Source organism: Chitinophaga sp. 01L420 (assembly GCF_056399985.1).
Genome location: NZ_JBFTSK010000048.1, coordinates 12463 through 27359, shown reverse-complemented (window position 1 = coordinate 27359; position 14897 = coordinate 12463). Strand labels below are relative to the sequence as shown.

Annotated in this window: 13 protein-coding genes and 1 tRNA gene; 8 read left to right on the top strand and 6 right to left on the bottom strand. The window is 44.0% G+C overall.

Features of this window, described 5'->3' with window-relative positions:
- Positions 1 to 65: 65 nt before the first annotated feature.
- Positions 66 to 1310, bottom strand: coding sequence for an HD domain-containing protein (locus tag AC1DP6_RS30440; RefSeq protein ID WP_477058262.1), 1245 nt, complete (start codon positions 1308 to 1310; stop codon positions 66 to 68).
- A gap of 346 nt (positions 1311 to 1656) precedes the next feature.
- On the opposite strand from AC1DP6_RS30440, the gene porX reads away from it, so the two are divergent.
- From porX to AC1DP6_RS30410, 6 genes are all read left to right on the top strand, one after another.
- Positions 1657 to 3210 carry a T9SS response regulator signal transducer PorX gene (porX, locus tag AC1DP6_RS30435; protein ID WP_477058261.1) on the top strand — a complete coding sequence of 518 codons (1554 nt, stop codon included), beginning with the start codon at positions 1657 to 1659 and terminating at the stop codon, positions 3208 to 3210.
- A gap of 121 nt (positions 3211 to 3331) precedes the next feature.
- A complete protein-coding gene (locus tag AC1DP6_RS30430; RefSeq protein WP_477058260.1) occupies positions 3332 to 3655 on the top strand; it encodes a hypothetical protein in 324 nt (107 codons plus the stop codon).
- Between the two features lie 23 nt (positions 3656 to 3678).
- On the top strand, positions 3679 to 4440 hold the full coding sequence (locus AC1DP6_RS30425; RefSeq protein ID WP_477058259.1) for an MBL fold metallo-hydrolase: 762 nt from the start codon (positions 3679 to 3681) through the stop codon (positions 4438 to 4440).
- A gap of 71 nt (positions 4441 to 4511) precedes the next feature.
- On the top strand, positions 4512 to 5486 hold the full coding sequence (locus AC1DP6_RS30420; protein ID WP_477058258.1) for a ComEA family DNA-binding protein: 975 nt from the start codon (positions 4512 to 4514) through the stop codon (positions 5484 to 5486).
- Between the two features lie 11 nt (positions 5487 to 5497).
- A complete protein-coding gene (locus AC1DP6_RS30415; protein WP_477058257.1) occupies positions 5498 to 6637 on the top strand; it encodes an acyl-CoA dehydrogenase in 1140 nt (379 codons plus the stop codon).
- Between the two features lie 415 nt (positions 6638 to 7052).
- A complete protein-coding gene (locus AC1DP6_RS30410; protein WP_477058256.1) occupies positions 7053 to 7928 on the top strand; it encodes a c-type cytochrome in 876 nt (291 codons plus the stop codon).
- A gap of 79 nt (positions 7929 to 8007) precedes the next feature.
- Here AC1DP6_RS30410 and AC1DP6_RS30405 read toward each other — a convergent pair whose 3' ends face one another.
- The 5 genes from AC1DP6_RS30405 to AC1DP6_RS30385 form a co-directional block, all read right to left on the bottom strand.
- The gene (locus AC1DP6_RS30405) at positions 8008 to 8295 is read right to left on the bottom strand and encodes a hypothetical protein (RefSeq protein WP_133807306.1); all 288 of its coding nucleotides are present in this window, start codon (positions 8293 to 8295) and stop codon (positions 8008 to 8010) included.
- A 55-nt stretch (positions 8296 to 8350) separates the two neighbouring features.
- Positions 8351 to 9595 carry an ATP-dependent Clp protease ATP-binding subunit ClpX gene (clpX, locus tag AC1DP6_RS30400; protein ID WP_441576528.1) on the bottom strand — a complete coding sequence of 415 codons (1245 nt, stop codon included), beginning with the start codon at positions 9593 to 9595 and terminating at the stop codon, positions 8351 to 8353.
- A 221-nt stretch (positions 9596 to 9816) separates the two neighbouring features.
- A complete protein-coding gene (gene clpP / locus AC1DP6_RS30395) occupies positions 9817 to 10518 on the bottom strand; it encodes an ATP-dependent Clp endopeptidase proteolytic subunit ClpP (protein ID WP_211973853.1) in 702 nt (233 codons plus the stop codon).
- The gene (gene tig / locus AC1DP6_RS30390; protein ID WP_477058255.1) at positions 10508 to 11887 is read right to left on the bottom strand and encodes a trigger factor; all 1380 of its coding nucleotides are present in this window, start codon (positions 11885 to 11887) and stop codon (positions 10508 to 10510) included. Before tig ends, clpP begins: the two co-directional genes overlap by 11 nt.
- A 941-nt stretch (positions 11888 to 12828) precedes the next feature.
- Positions 12829 to 12910, bottom strand: a tRNA-Leu gene (locus AC1DP6_RS30385).
- A 222-nt stretch (positions 12911 to 13132) separates the two neighbouring features.
- Here AC1DP6_RS30385 and AC1DP6_RS30380 point away from each other — a divergent pair.
- Together AC1DP6_RS30380 and AC1DP6_RS30375 are read left to right on the top strand one after the other, a co-directional pair.
- The gene (locus tag AC1DP6_RS30380; protein WP_477058254.1) at positions 13133 to 14356 is read left to right on the top strand and encodes an ROK family transcriptional regulator; all 1224 of its coding nucleotides are present in this window, start codon (positions 13133 to 13135) and stop codon (positions 14354 to 14356) included.
- 74 nt (positions 14357 to 14430) lie between these two features.
- The gene (locus AC1DP6_RS30375; protein WP_477058253.1) at positions 14431 to 14853 is read left to right on the top strand and encodes a VOC family protein; all 423 of its coding nucleotides are present in this window, start codon (positions 14431 to 14433) and stop codon (positions 14851 to 14853) included.
- The last annotated feature ends 44 nt before the right edge of the window (positions 14854 to 14897 follow it).

Below are 14897 nucleotides of genomic sequence, written 5' to 3'. Positions count from 1 at the left end.
TTAAAATTGTAATGTTTTCCAGGCTACACCGGATAGTATGAACTTATTCTTTAACATTTTATTCCTTATAAAACGTTGTTAGCCTGAATTTTTGGATGACAAATGTAGAATTTTTTTACCGGTATCGCCAGAGTATGGCTAATCAGTGCATTGTCGATGGAGGAAATGTCTTTTACAGTTCCGTCTTTAAATAGGATATTGATCTTCTCATCATTAACGTTATAAGCCCTCAGCGTGGCCGCACCGGAGAAAACGAAGTAATCCAGGTCGGCGCCATCAATGCCCCATTTTTGTCTTACCTGTTCCTTCAATAATTGCTCCGCACTGCCGTCAAATGCCTGGTTACTTAATACTACTTTGAATAAATTCCTGTCTATCAACCATTTACACAAAAGGGACAAAACTTTGTCCTCATGTGTTGTCCAAACTTTTATAGCGCTCATAATATCATAGTCGTCCAGCAGGCAAAATAACCGCAGACAATCCGGCTCCCGCTCAAAATTGTTTTTGGTAACCGTGTTATACAGGAAATATGACAACGCGGGTGAGCAAAACAACTGTTGCCCTTCCTGTGCCAGGGCTTTGGCCCTGCAAAGGATCTTTACCAGCATGTTTTCCGCACTCAGTACCGTTTTATGCAGGTATACCTGCCAGTACATCAGCCGTCGGGCTATGATAAACTTCTCTATAGAATAAATCCCCTTTTCCTCCACCATCAGCTCTCCATGATGAACCGTCAGCATTTTTATAATGCGGTCGTACCCGATGGTGCCTTCGGCCACACCGGTAAAGAAGCTGTCCCTGTTCAGGTAATCCATCCTGTCTACGTCCAATTGGCTTGACACCAGCTGGTGCAGGAATTTTTTATGATATCGTCCGTTAAAAATATCCAGTGTAAGTGACAGGGCGCCATTCATCTCCCTGTTCAGGTCTTCCATCAGCCACTGGGATATCTCTTCATGAGACACGCCCTCTATAATACCGTTCTCCAGTGCATGGGAATATGGTCCATGCCCTATATCATGCAGCAAAATGGCCATTTTAGCTGCTACTTCCTCTTCCGGGGTAATGGCTGCTCCTTTGCTCCGGAGTTCCTGTAAAGCCATACTCATGAGGTGATATGCCCCCATGCTATGATGAAACCGCGTATGCATAGCACCGGGATACACCAGCTGCGCCAGCGCCATCTGATGTATGCGGCGGAGCCGCTGGTAATATGGATGTGAAATGAGGTTAAAAATCAACGGGTGATCTATGGTAATAAAGCCATACACCGGATCATTAACAATTTTTCGCTTGCGTTCGGTCATTGCATTTAATTATACCTTTCAGACGGGGGCGTCCTCGTCTGAAATCCCTGGTGCGGGTATGCAAAACTACACCATGAATTAATTATATGTAATTTTTTTACTTATAATGACGTTCTCCGTCCACGAAACCCCTATGACAGTAAAAAACAATTGGTAGGTTACAGGTAATTAAATGTTATGGATGCGAAGGTAAATAACTTTATCAGCCCTCCCACTTTTTACTGCCATCATTTTACCGTGATGTGTTCTTTTTAACATATAATTACCGGCAAATGATAGACGGGGAATGATATTTGCCAAAAAATAAGGGTAATTTTCTTTTTTTACCGGAACCTTAAATCTTACTATGAGCCAGATAAATATACTATGGGTAGATGATGAAATTGAGTCGCTGAAATCACAAATTATTTTTTTGGAAAGCAAAGGCTATAAAGTTTCTGCCCTCACAAACGGGTATGATGCCCTCGAATTTCTGAAAGAACAGGTGGTAGACGTGGTATTGCTGGATGAATCCATGCCCGGCATCACCGGCCTGGAAACGCTCGGTAAGATTAAAGAAATAGATCAGCAGATCCCTGTGGTCATGATCACTAAAAATGAAGCGGAAGACGTGATGGACGACGCCATTGGCTCCCAGATCACCGACTACCTCATTAAACCGGTGAACCCCAACCAGGTATTATTATCTCTCAAAAAAATAATTGATAACAAAAGACTGGTAGCCGAAAAAACCACCACCGCCTACCAGCAGGAGTTCCGCAGTCTCTTTATGGCCCTCAGCTCCAACCCGGACTACACGGAATGGATGGAGATCTACAAGAAACTGGTGTATTGGGAAATGGAAATGGCTAAAGCCAACAGCCCGGAAATGCTGGAAGTGTTCAATGCCCAGAAAACAGAGGCCAACAACGAATTCTCCAAATTCATTGCCCGCAACTACAGCGACTGGCTGCATCCCAAGACGAAAGAAGCCCCGGTGATGTCGCATACCCTGTTCCGGGATAAAGTAGTGCCCAACCTGGACCCCAACGTTCCCAATGTGTTCCTGCTGATAGATAACCTCCGTTATGACCAGTGGAAAGCGATTCAGCCCATTTTCCAGGAATCATTCCGGCTGGTGGAGGAAGAATCTTTCTACAGTATTTTACCTACCAGCACCCAATATAGCCGAAATGCCATCTTTGCCGGCATGCTGCCCATAGATATTGAACACCGGTTTCCCCAGGAATGGAAGAATGATGACGAAGAAGGCGGGAAAAACATGTTTGAGGAACATTTCTTTGCTGCTCAGCTGAAACAGCTGAAAATGGACCCCCGGTTTTCCTACACCAAGGTCACCAACCATGCAGATGCGCAAATCATGCTCAATAACATTCACAATATGCTGGATTATCCACTGAGCGTTATTGTATACAACTTTGTGGATATGCTCAGCCATGCCCGCACAGAAATGGAAGTACTGAAGGAACTGGCCGGAGATGAAGCTTCTTACCGCTCTATTACCGCCAGCTGGTTCGAACACAGTCCGCTTCACCAGGCACTGAAACGTATCAGCGATAAAAAAATAAACCTGATCATCGCTACAGATCATGGCAGCGTACGGGTAAAAACACCCGTAAAAGTGATTGGTGATAAACAAACCACCACCAACCTGCGCTACAAACATGGCCGTAATCTGAACTATGATCCAAAAGAGGTACTGGCCTTCAGAGATCCCCGCGATGCCGGCTTACCCAAGCCCAACGTGAATTCTTCTTACATCTTTGCCAAAGGAGATGGCTATCTCTGTTATCCCAACAACTACAACTATTTCGTTAACTACTACCGCAATACCTTTCAGCACGGAGGCATTTCCCTGGAAGAAATGATTGTGCCATTTGCGAGAATGGTGACGAAATAGCTATTAGCCATTAGCTTTTAGCTTTTAGTAAATGCAGCGGAGATCGACAGTACATGTATTTCGCGGCATTTACTAAAAGCTAATGGCTAAAAGCTAAAAGCTAAATCATTATTTTTGCTTCATGAATATCAAAATCACACCTAATAACCTGACGAAGCTGGAAAAAATCTTTGAAGAGGCTAAATATGTGCTGCGCTTCGAAAAAGGTAGTTTCCTCTCCGGTTACTGCATCCTGGAACATAAGAAGGTGGTAGTGATCAATAAATTTCTGAACCTGGAAGGGCGTATTAATACCCTCATCGATATTTTAACAACCCTGCCGCTCGATGAAGAAGCGCTGACAGCGGAATCGCATAAATTGTACAAACAAATACAGGCCAGCAAACCTATCCCCGAAGCAGGGACAGATAATGATGAGCCAGAAGCCGAACAAACAGCAGAATAGGTTAAACAGACAAATGATTTTGGATGAAAGTTACATTCTTAGGAACAGGTACATCACAGGGAGTCCCCGTAATAGCTTGTGGTTGCGAAGTTTGCTCCTCATCAGATAAAAAAGACAAACGTTTAAGAAGTAGTATCATGATTACCGGACCAGCAGGTAATATTGTGATAGATACTACCCCTGATTTCCGTTACCAGATGCTTCGCGAAAAAGTGGGCCACCTGGAAGCTGTGCTCATCACCCATTCCCATAAAGATCATATTGCTGGCATGGACGATATCCGTGCATTCAACTATTTTCAGAAAACCGCTATTAATATATATGCCACAGAATTTTCACAGGGCGTGATCAAACGTGAATTTCCTTATGCTTTCTCAGAATTTAAATACCCCGGCATTCCGGAAATAAACCTGAAAACCATTGCAGATGAACCTTTCGATGTAAATGGACTTACCATCACGCCAATACATGTGATGCATCATAAAATGCCGGTATTAGGTTTCCGGATCCATGATTTTACTTACATCACAGATGCCAACTACGTAGCGCCGGAAGAAAAAGAAAAGATCCGCGGCTCCAAAATACTGGTGTTAAACGCCCTGCGTAAAGAAACACATATCTCACATTTTACCCTGGAAGAGGCCATCGCACTGGGTAAAGAACTGGAAGTGCCGGAAGTATATTTCACACATATCAGTCATCAGCTGGGATTGCATGAAGAAGTATCTAAAGAACTGCCTCCCGGAACCGCCCTGGCTTATGACGGCCTGCGCCTGGAAATTTAAAGCCCGTTTTATTTCTATTAACAAAAGACGATCGCCCGCTGCTTAGTTTAGCGGCAAATTTTTGTTGACCCATGTGGAAGTCTTTTGTCCGCGAATACCTGCGTTTTTCAAGAAAAGAGCGCTACGGCATATTAATATTGGTGGTACTCATGATCGGGACCTGTTATAGTCCAGACCTGTTTTTTTTCTTTCAGCGGCGTATGCCCGTTGCCGATAGTAGTGACTTAAAAGCAGCGGTACTGGCTTATGAAGCGGGTATTCCGAAAGCAAATAATGTCGCTTCTGCAGAGCCGGCAGCAGCGCTATTTTATTTTGATCCCAACGCCTTATCGGTGGGGGGCTGGCAGCAACTAGGTGTCAGTGAACGCACCGCCGTTACCATTACGAAGTACCTGGCTAATGGTGGGCATTTCCGCGCCGCCACTGATCTGGCGAAGATATATAGCCTGCCTCCTGCCTTATGCGCCCGGCTAATGCCATATGTGCGGATAACAGGGAGGAGGGAGGAGCGGTATTCCGGGAGATATGAAAAAGCCGGTGGTGACCGACATTACGGACCATACCATAAAGACTCCGGCTACCACAATTTCGCACCGCGCAATAGCGATTCTTCGTTTACCCGTTATCGTAAGAAAGCTGCGCCGGCTGTTATTGATATTAACACTGCAGACACACTCGCGTGGCAAACATTACCGGGTATCGGACCGGGCTTTGCAAGGCGCATTGTGGGCTTCCGAGACCGGTTAGGCGGCTTTTATGCGGTGGAGCAGGTAGGGGAATGCTATGGGTTGGCGGATTCCGTATTTCAAAAAATTCAACCTTTCTTACGGATCGGTAATAGTTCTCTAATAAAACTAGACCTCAACCTCACAGATGAAAAATCTTTGGCAGCTCACCCATACATACGCTATAAACTAGCCCACTTAATTGTGCAGTATCGCAGTACCCACGCGGGTTTTAAGGCCATTGCAGCGCTTCGCGCCCTGCCGTTGGTGGATGAGATTATTTATCGTAAAATTGAACATTACATTGAGATCAAACATTAAAGCCCACGTTTATGAATTTTGAGCCAACGGAAATGCAACAACAGATTGCACAAATGATCCGGGATTTCGGAAAGACAAATATTTTGCCTTACGTGTTGGAATGGGATGAGCAACAGGAATTTCCCGTGCAGGTGTTTAAAAAACTGGGTGAGCTGGGACTCATGGGGGTGCTGGTGCCGCAAGAGTACGGTGGCAGCGGACTGGGCTACCTGGAATATGTAACCGTGATCAGTGAAATATCCCGTATATGTGGCGCTATCGGATTAAGTGTGGCCGCACATAACTCGTTGTGTACCGGTCATACTCTGCAATTTGGTAATGAAGCACAGAAGCAGCGGTATCTGCCCAAACTGGCTACCGGCGAATGGATAGGTGCCTGGGGCTTAACAGAACCCAATACCGGTTCAGATGCGATGAATATGAAGTGTGTGGCTAAAAAGGATGGCAATGACTGGGTGATTAACGGCACCAAATGCTGGATCACGCATGGTAAAAGCTGCGATGTAGCCGTTGTTATTGCCCGTACAGGCGATGTGCGTGATAGCCATGGGATGAGTGCCTTCGTCGTAGAAAAGGGAACACCGGGTTTCAGCGGTGGCAAAAAAGAGAATAAGCTGGGGATGCGTGCATCCGAAACAGCGGAAATGATATTTGACAACTGCCGGGTACCTGCAGAAAATATGCTGGGAGCAGAAGGAGACGGCTTTATACAATCCATGAAAGTACTCGATGGTGGCCGTATTTCTATTGCAGCCCTGTCGTTGGGTATAGCCAAAGGAGCGATGGATGCGGCGCTGAAATACGCCAAAGAACGCCATCAGTTTGACCAGCCCATTGCTAACTTCCAGGGTATTTCTTTTAAGCTGGCGGATATGGCCACTGAAATTGAGGCTGCGGAGCTATTGACAATGCAGGCTGCTGACATGAAAAACCGTAAGGTAAAGATGACGCAACAAGCTGCCATGGCCAAATACTATGCTTCTGAAGTAGCTGTTAGGGTCGCTAATGACGCCGTACAGATTTTTGGGGGTTATGGCTATACCAAGGACTTTCCGGTGGAAAAATTTTATCGAGATGCAAAATTATGCACCATCGGGGAAGGAACTTCAGAGATTCAAAAGATCGTTATTGCCCGGGAAGCACTAAGATAGAATAACGATTTTGCAATTGATTCTGACAAGATTGAAGTAGATGTATTTTTATAATTTAAGAAAAGACGCTTTATAAGCCGTTCATCATTTTTTCAAAATAAAATAATATTACCCCTTTAGTGTTATTGAATATTGCAAAAGGAACGTTAAATTTGGGTTAATTCATCACTCTTTACCGTTTATCAACCTTAACACACAAAATCAAGAAAGATTTGAAACACTTTTACGCAATGAGAAGCACCCTGTAATACGGGTGCTTTTCTATACCGGGTCTGACTGGTTTATCCCGTATAAAGACGCTTAGTAAAATGTAAAGCCTGTAATCCACGTTATGATTCTTCCATAATTCAGTAGAACTACTGACTCCTGTAATATTTATCCCTATTACTTTTGCCTGGAAATTATCTCAATTGTTATGTTCTCCAGAATATTGAAATGGACCGGCAGGATACTGCTTGGTGTAGTTGTTATCGCTTTGATTGCTTTTGCTGTTTTCTCCTTTCTTTTTCGCCAACATGTAAATCAGCAGTATACCGTAGAGGTAAGGGAAATCCCAATACCTGGGGATACTGCTACTATTGCTGCAGGAAAACATCTGTATGAAATTAAAGGCTGTGGAGTATGCCACGGCGTTGATCTGCGGGGGAAAATTTTTGTAGATGATCCGGCCATTGGCAGGATTGCGGGTAGGAATATTACCTACGGAAAAGGAGGCTTGCCGGAGAGTTTTGATAACAAAGCCTGGTTAAGGGCGATGCGGCATGGTTTAAATGCCGAAAACAGGACTTTATTGCTCATGCCCTCCGAAGACTTCACCCTCATGGATGATCACGATATAGCGGCTATAATTGCCTTTTGTAAAGCACAGCCTAAAATAGATGCCCCTACCTTGCCCGTAAAAATGGGACCTATGGGAAAAGTATTATCTGTATTAGGCAAAATCCCCTTATTTCCTGCGGAAAATATTAATCATCATTATCAGCAGCCTGCCCAGGTGGCAAAGGCGCCTACAGTTGCCTACGGGAAGTATTTATCTGCTTCCTGCACGGGTTGTCATAAGGCCGCATTAACAGGTGGCAATAATCCTGTTCCAGGTGGACCACCGGTGGCCAATATCACCGCTACAGGGCACGTGGGGAAATGGTCTCAAGAAGAATTTATTACAGCATTGCGGAGTGGTAAAACACCGGAAGGAAAGCAATTGCTGGTGAAAGATATGCCGTGGACAATGACTGCTCAGTACACGGATGACGAGTTGATAGCCTTGTATCTTTATTTGCGAACCCTCTGAAAAAAAAGGGATTTTCGGAAGGATTGATTTTGTAAATCAACTCAACTGAAAATCCCTTTATCTTGTAGCGTTGGAATGACTACTTTTTATCTTTGTTAAAGAAGTCGGACACTTTATCCTTTGCTTCTTCCGCCCAATCTTCTGCCTTATCTTTTACATTATCCAGAAAATCACCTGCCTGATCCATCAGACCAGCCTTTTTACCTTCGGCTTTATCTGACATTCCTGCAAACCAGTTATCAACTGTACCTGCAATAAACGGAGGTAATTTGCCTTTCACATATTCTTTGATCACATCAATGGACTGTACTGCCTGTTCGGGTGTGAGTCCGGCTTTTTCCTGTAATTGCTGAATGAGTTCCTGCATAAATAGAGGTTTTATGATTAGAGATAGTGTAGCCATACCGGAATGCCGGTAATGGTTATGCTACTTTCAATTTCACAAGGGTAGACTGTTCCAGCCTTGACTGTGCATATTCCCTGGTAAGATGAAACGTGGTTTCATTGGCAGAGGGCAATTCATACATGGCTTCACTCAGCACTACTTCACAGATGGAGCGTAATCCGCGTGCACCCAGTTTGTATTCCATTGCTTTATCTACAATGTAGTCGATCGCTTCTTCTTCTACCTGCAAGTCAATATTTTCTACCTTGAACAGTTTCTTGTATTGTTTTACCAGTGCGTTTTTAGGCTCTGTTAAAATCAGTTTCAAGGTATCTCTGTCCAGTGAATTCAGATACGTTACCACTGGCAAACGTCCCAGTAATTCAGGAATCAGACCGAAGGATTTCAGATCAGTTGAGTTAATGTAACGCAGGATCTGTTTTCTGTTTTCTTCTTCTTTTTCCTTGTTAACGGTGAAGCCGATTGAATGCGTCTGTATTCTTCTGCTGATAATTCTTTCCACACCATCAAATGCGCCGCCGCAGATGAAGAGAATGTTTTGTGTGTTCAGTTTGATCAGTTTCTGCTCCGGGTGTTTACGACCGCCCTGAGGAGGTACCAGTACTTCTGTTCCTTCCAGTAATTTGAGGAGGCCCTGTTGTACGCCTTCTCCGCTTACATCACGGGTGATGGAAGGGTTGTCGCTTTTACGGGCAATTTTATCAATTTCATCGATGTAAACGATACCGCGTTCAGCAGCTTCCACATCGTAGTTACATACCTGTAACAAACGGCTGAGGATACTTTCCACGTCTTCGCCCACATAACCTGCTTCAGTAAATACGGTGGCATCTACAATCGCGAAAGGAACGTTTAATTGTTTGGCGATAGATTTAGCCAGGAGGGTTTTACCGGTACCGGTTTCACCTACCATGATGATGTTGGATTTTTCAATTTCCACTTCATCATCACCTATTTGCTGATTGAGTCTTTTGTAGTGGTTATATACCGCTACAGCCAGTATTTTCTTTGCATCATCCTGTCCGATTACGTATTCGTCCAGGAATTTTTTCATGTCAATAGGTTTGGACACTTTAGGTGCGAAGTTCGGCGCTACGGCAGCAGCAGCTTTCTTGCCCGGAGGAAATAGCTCCTGGTCAATTATTTCCTGCGCATTGGCTACACAGTTTTCACAAATGTGTCCTTCTGCGCCAGCTATCAATATCTGCACTTCTTCTTTAGAGCGGCTGCAAAAGGAGCAACGAATTTTTGATTCTTTCATTTCGGAATAGATTATTTTTCTACGAAACTGTCATTGCCTGCAATGGTAATGCAGGGTTACAAATTTACACTAAATAGCCGAAAGCATAAGTCTTATTAGCGTAAAGCTTAAAGCATAAAGCTCAAAGCTATCGTAGCGAATGATCGTAGCGATATGTATTAAAAATCCGCTATATCATTCGCTACGATAGCTTTGAGCTTTATGCCTTGAGCTTTAAGCTTTTACTGTGGTGTATCCAGATTTTTCTTTGGATTTTTCTGGAGTACGTCATCGATGATGCCGTATTCTTTCGCTTCATCCGCAGTCATCCAGTAGTCACGGTCAGAGTCTTTTTCTACTTTTTTCACCGGCTGTCCGCAGTGACCAGCAATGATTTCGTTCAGTTCCTTTTTCAGTTTAACGAACTCACGTGCAGTGATTTCGATATCTGAAGTCTGGCCTTCTGCACCGCCATGAGGCTGGTGAATCATTACACGGGCATGTTTCAGTGCGGTACGTTTTCCTTTAGCACCAGCTACCAGCAATACAGCGCCGAAAGAGGCCGCCATACCGGTACAGATAGTAGCGATTTCAGGAGAAACTACCTGCATGGTATCGTAGATACCTAAACCAGCATACACACTACCACCGGGGCTGTTGATGTACATCTGGATATCGCGGGTACGGTCAGAAGATTCCAGGAACAGCAACTGCGCAGTAATAACATTTGCTACGTAGTCGTTCACGGGATCTCCGAGGAAAATAATACGATCAGCCATCAACCTGGAGAAAACGTCCATCTGTTGCATATTCAACTGACGCTCTTCAAGAATGTAAGGAGTCAGGCTGTTTAACTGGTGGCTTTTAGCGTAACTATCTACTACCAGGCTGCTGATTCCCCGATGCTGGATGGCATATTTTCTAAATTCATTATTAATGTTCATGATGGTGATGTTTATGAGGTAAATTAACAAAATCTTCTGCTTTGATTTCCTCTTCTTTCACGTTCACCTTTGCTTCAGCCCAGTCAAATAACTTGGCAGTGATCATTTCACGGTAAGTCTGGTCTACAAATTTTTCATCCTGTAACAGGCGATCCAGGTAGCTGTCTAACCATTCTGCTCCATCAGCAGCGGCGCCGCCATAGTAGCCTAATACTTTCTGTTTGGCATTTTCTTTCAGTTCTTCGAAAGAAACTTCCAGTTTATTTTCTTTAACCAGTTTATCGCTGATCAGTGTCCAACGTAATTGGTGGTCGAAACTCGGGAATTCTTTTTCAGCTTCTTCCGCAGTTTTTGGTTTTTCACCGCCTACCTGCAGCCAGCGTTTGAGGAAATCCTTTGGTAAATCTATTGGCGTTTCATGCACCAGTACCTCAAACAAGTCGTTGTGAAGGTGATTACGGCTTTCAGAATCCCAGTATTTTCCGATTTCTTCTTTCAGTTTAGCGCGGAAAGCTTCTTCAGTAGTGATTTCATCTCCCGGATAAACTTCTTTGAAGAACTCTTCATTCAGTTCTCTTTTCTCAATCAAACCAACTTTGGTAATGGTCAGTTTGAAATATTTATTGGCTGCTTCTTTATCAGTAGCTTCAAAGCCCAGATCTTTCAGGATCCAGCCCAGACGCTGCTCATCAAAAGAGGTAGCTAATTGGAATACGATGCTGTCATCGTTCTTTTTACCCTGCAGTTCTGCCTGGATAGCAGGTGAAAAGTATTTTACCAGTAAAGCATTTTCTTTTACAATACCGCCTTCTACTACATTGCCTTGTGCATCTGCTTCTTCGAATTTAACGTTAATCACGTTATCTTCTGAAGTAATTGTTTCAGGTTCTGTTGTTTTACCACCTTTCAGCTGTAAGCGCTGAATTTCGTCGTTTACCATTTCTTCGGTAACGGCTACTTTATATTTGGTAAGGGTGGTTTTGTTGGTTTCAAGCGGAGTAATAGCGAAGGAAGGTTTCAGACCAACTTCAAATTCGAAGGCGTAATCAGCAGGTTTGCTGAAATCCAGATCTTTTGCTGTTTTGTCCAGAGACAGTGGCTGGCCGAAGATTTCCAGCTTCTCAGTCTGTACATAACCCATCAACTCTTTCTCAACAGTTTTCAGGATTTCATCACCAAAGATAGCCTGACCGTGCATCTTCTTAACCATGCCTGCAGGTACCATTCCTTTACGGAAGCCTGGTATGTTCGCATTTTTGCTGAATTGCTTTACTGCTTTGTCAAAATTAGGAAGGTAATCTTCCTGGCTCACTTTCACAGTGATCTTATCGTTCAATAAACCAATGTTTTCTCTCGTAACGGTTGCCATAATTGAATTGTATAAAAGTGTTCTTTAAGAAGCAATAATGATTCCTTGTTTATTTTTCTGCCATGAAGTCACAACGGCAAGTAGGAATGGCAGGAAACTTTATTTGAATAAAATCAGGTGAAACTGTGTCTGAACAAGACAGAAGTGACAATGAAAGTGAGGGAGAGCATAGCATTATCACGTTGCCATATTGACGCATTGCCACATAATATTATATGTGCGGGTGGATGGAACGCATGCCGTGAAGCAGTAGATCCTATCGCTGGCCTGTTGACCGCTTTCTCCACATCCGCGCGTTTTCGTACCGTATCCTAATCTAACCTTTTTCAAATATAAACAACTAGTTATCAGTTAGTTGTAGATATCGTTCAACTTTATGATCGCGCGAAGATAGCTAATTTTATTCTGTTTTCAGGCTAATTCTGCTGTAAATGAGCACGAGAGAACGATGACCGTTTACCTCGTGTTTACGCTACCTTTGCCACGCTTCAACCAATCATGGATCAGGTTGAAAACCTGGGGATAGTGTAAGTTTTAAGTATAAAGTTTAATCAATCTATAAGGAAGAATGCTACAGATTTAAGCCTGGAAGCTGCCGGAAGGCTGCATCACGGATATCGATGCTATGCTTAACACCGGCTTAGTACCTATAGAAGCAGTGCATCAGAGGTGGACTTGATGTGGACTTGATGTGGACTTGATGTGGACTTGATGTGGACTTGAGGTGGACTTGATGCGGACTTGATGTCTGGATGTATAACCGTTTTCAACCCGGTCCCCAATCATTTAACATGATAAATTGATCGCATCGTTATTACTATATTTTTGGCGTCTGAGCGTTGACGAATAAAAGAATGTCAGAGTAAAACAGGCATGCACATGCCTTTTGAAGGAGGAAGGGTACTAATCATGATTTTCGGGAGCAGGTGAAAATCAAAATGTGCGGATGAAGGGACTCGAACCCCCATGCCTCGCGGCACCAGATCCTAAGTCTGGCATGTCTACCAATTTCATCACATCCGCAAAAAATTTAAGAACTTCCTTTTTTAAACAGGATCCGTGCCCGGAGGCTGCGAAAATACCTGGTTATTTAGCTCAAAAAGGATTGCAAAGGTATTGTTTTTTGCGAATTAACAAAATCATTTATAAGAGAACTTTACCAATCTTTCTGTGCTGATTTTAAAAAAAATTAGAATTAAGCTGCTTAAATTGGAGAGCAATTATTGTAAAAGTCTATCTGATGCTATGGCTAAAACCTTTTTCGAAGAACTAAACAGTGCAAGTGCTACCGGTGTAGCCTATAAAAATATCAACCTGAAAAAGGCTGCTCTGGCCTATTTCGCTAATACCGGCAACGCCACTATTGCGGATCTGTGTAAAGAACTGAACCTGAGCACCCCTAAGGTCACCAACCTGGTTAATGACCTGATTGTAGACGGGTTGGTAATGGATTACGGCAAAATAGAGTCTACCGGCGGCCGCAAACCCAATCTGTATGGCCTGGTGCCGGATTCGGCCTTCTTTATCGGGGTAGACGTAAAACAGGACCACCTCAACCTGGGCTTGTCGGATCTGCATAAAAACCTGGTCACCACGGTAGAGGGCCTGCCCTATGAACTGGATAATACAGCCGCTTCGCTGGAACAGCTATGTCTGCTCATCAATAACTTTATTGAAGGCCTCACTGTACCCAGGGAAAAAATTCTCGGCATCGGTATCAATATCGCCGGGCGTATCAACTACGCTACCGGCTACAACTATAGCTTGTTTTATTTTGATGAAAAGCCGCTCAGCGAAGTCATTGCCGCAAAAGTAGGTATCCGGGTTTTTCTGGAGAATGACTCCCGCGCCATGGCCTATGGCGAGTTTTGCTCCGACCTCGTCAATGGTGAACGTAACGTACTGTTCCTGAACCTGGACTACGGTATCGGTATGGGCGTGCTGATAAACGGAGAACTCTATTACGGTAAATCCGGCTATAGCGGGGAAGTTGGGCATATTCCTATGTTTGACAATGAAATTATTTGTCACTGTGGTAAAAAAGGCTGCCTGGAAACAGAAGCCTCCGGCTGGGCACTGGTAAACATGTTCCGTCAGAAGCTGGCAACAGGATCCTCTTCCATGCTTTCCCGTACCCATCAGTCGGCAGAGGATATTCACCTGCACGATATTATTGAAGCGGCCAACCATGACGATATGCTGGCGATAGAGCTGATTGCTAAAGTGGGAGAGAACCTGGGCAGAGGCGTGGCTTTGCTGATGAATATTTTCAACCCCGAACTGGTGATTCTCGGCGGAGCCCTGGCGGCTACGCAGGATCATATCCGCCTGCCCATCAAAAGCGCAATGAAGAAATACTCCCTCAGCCTGGTTAGCAACGACTCCAAGCTGAAGATGTCAAGTCTGGGAGAACGCGCCGGTATCATCGGGGCCTGCCTGCTGGTAAGAAACAAAGTATTAATAAGTTAATTTGAATAAGGCCGGGTTTTGGTTAACTTTATTCTTCACCTGAATTCCAATTTCTTACCCTAAAAAGATTTGTTATGTCTACTACATTAACGGCCTACCTCGTTTTTAACAACAACTGTCGGGAAGCAATGAATTATTATCATGAAATATTGGGTGGAGATCTTAAGATCATGACCATGGGCGACTCTCCCATGAAAGATCAAATGCCCCCTGATGCGAAAGATCTTGTCATGCACGCTTATTTACAAACTCCCGGTTTTGATCTGATGGCTTCTGATGGAATGGTGGGAGTACCTCCTGTAAATGGTGATTCTGTGCAATTAGCGCTGGGCGTAACTTCTGTTGAAGACGCAGATCGTCTGTTTAGTAAACTGTCTGAAGGTGGAACAATTCAAATGCCTATCCAGGAAACATTCTGGGCACACCGCTATGGTCAGCTGGCAGATAAGTTTGGGATTCACTGGATGGTGAGTTACAACAAGCCGATGCCGATGTAGCTGTTAGCTTTTAGCAAAATGCAGCGGAGAACATAGTATATATG

Coding starts and splice junctions, on each gene's coding strand:
- AC1DP6_RS30440 (WP_477058262.1), bottom strand. CDS start 1,310: ATGACCGAACGCAAGCGAAAAATTGTTAATGATCCGGTGTATGGCTTT.
- clpP (WP_211973853.1), bottom strand. CDS start 10,518: ATGAACATTAATAATGAATTTAGAAAATATGCCATCCAGCATCGGGGA.
- AC1DP6_RS30430 (WP_477058260.1), top strand. CDS start 3,332: ATGAATATCAAAATCACACCTAATAACCTGACGAAGCTGGAAAAAATC.
- AC1DP6_RS30420 (WP_477058258.1), top strand. CDS start 4,512: ATGTGGAAGTCTTTTGTCCGCGAATACCTGCGTTTTTCAAGAAAAGAG.
- porX (WP_477058261.1), top strand. CDS start 1,657: ATGAGCCAGATAAATATACTATGGGTAGATGATGAAATTGAGTCGCTG.
- AC1DP6_RS30375 (WP_477058253.1), top strand. CDS start 14,431: ATGTCTACTACATTAACGGCCTACCTCGTTTTTAACAACAACTGTCGG.
- AC1DP6_RS30425 (WP_477058259.1), top strand. CDS start 3,679: ATGAAAGTTACATTCTTAGGAACAGGTACATCACAGGGAGTCCCCGTA.
- clpX (WP_441576528.1), bottom strand. CDS start 9,595: ATGAAAGAATCAAAAATTCGTTGCTCCTTTTGCAGCCGCTCTAAAGAA.
- AC1DP6_RS30410 (WP_477058256.1), top strand. CDS start 7,053: ATGTTCTCCAGAATATTGAAATGGACCGGCAGGATACTGCTTGGTGTA.
- tig (WP_477058255.1), bottom strand. CDS start 11,887: ATGGCAACCGTTACGAGAGAAAACATTGGTTTATTGAACGATAAGATC.
- AC1DP6_RS30405 (WP_133807306.1), bottom strand. CDS start 8,295: ATGCAGGAACTCATTCAGCAATTACAGGAAAAAGCCGGACTCACACCC.
- AC1DP6_RS30415 (WP_477058257.1), top strand. CDS start 5,498: ATGAATTTTGAGCCAACGGAAATGCAACAACAGATTGCACAAATGATC.
- AC1DP6_RS30380 (WP_477058254.1), top strand. CDS start 13,133: ATGGCTAAAACCTTTTTCGAAGAACTAAACAGTGCAAGTGCTACCGGT.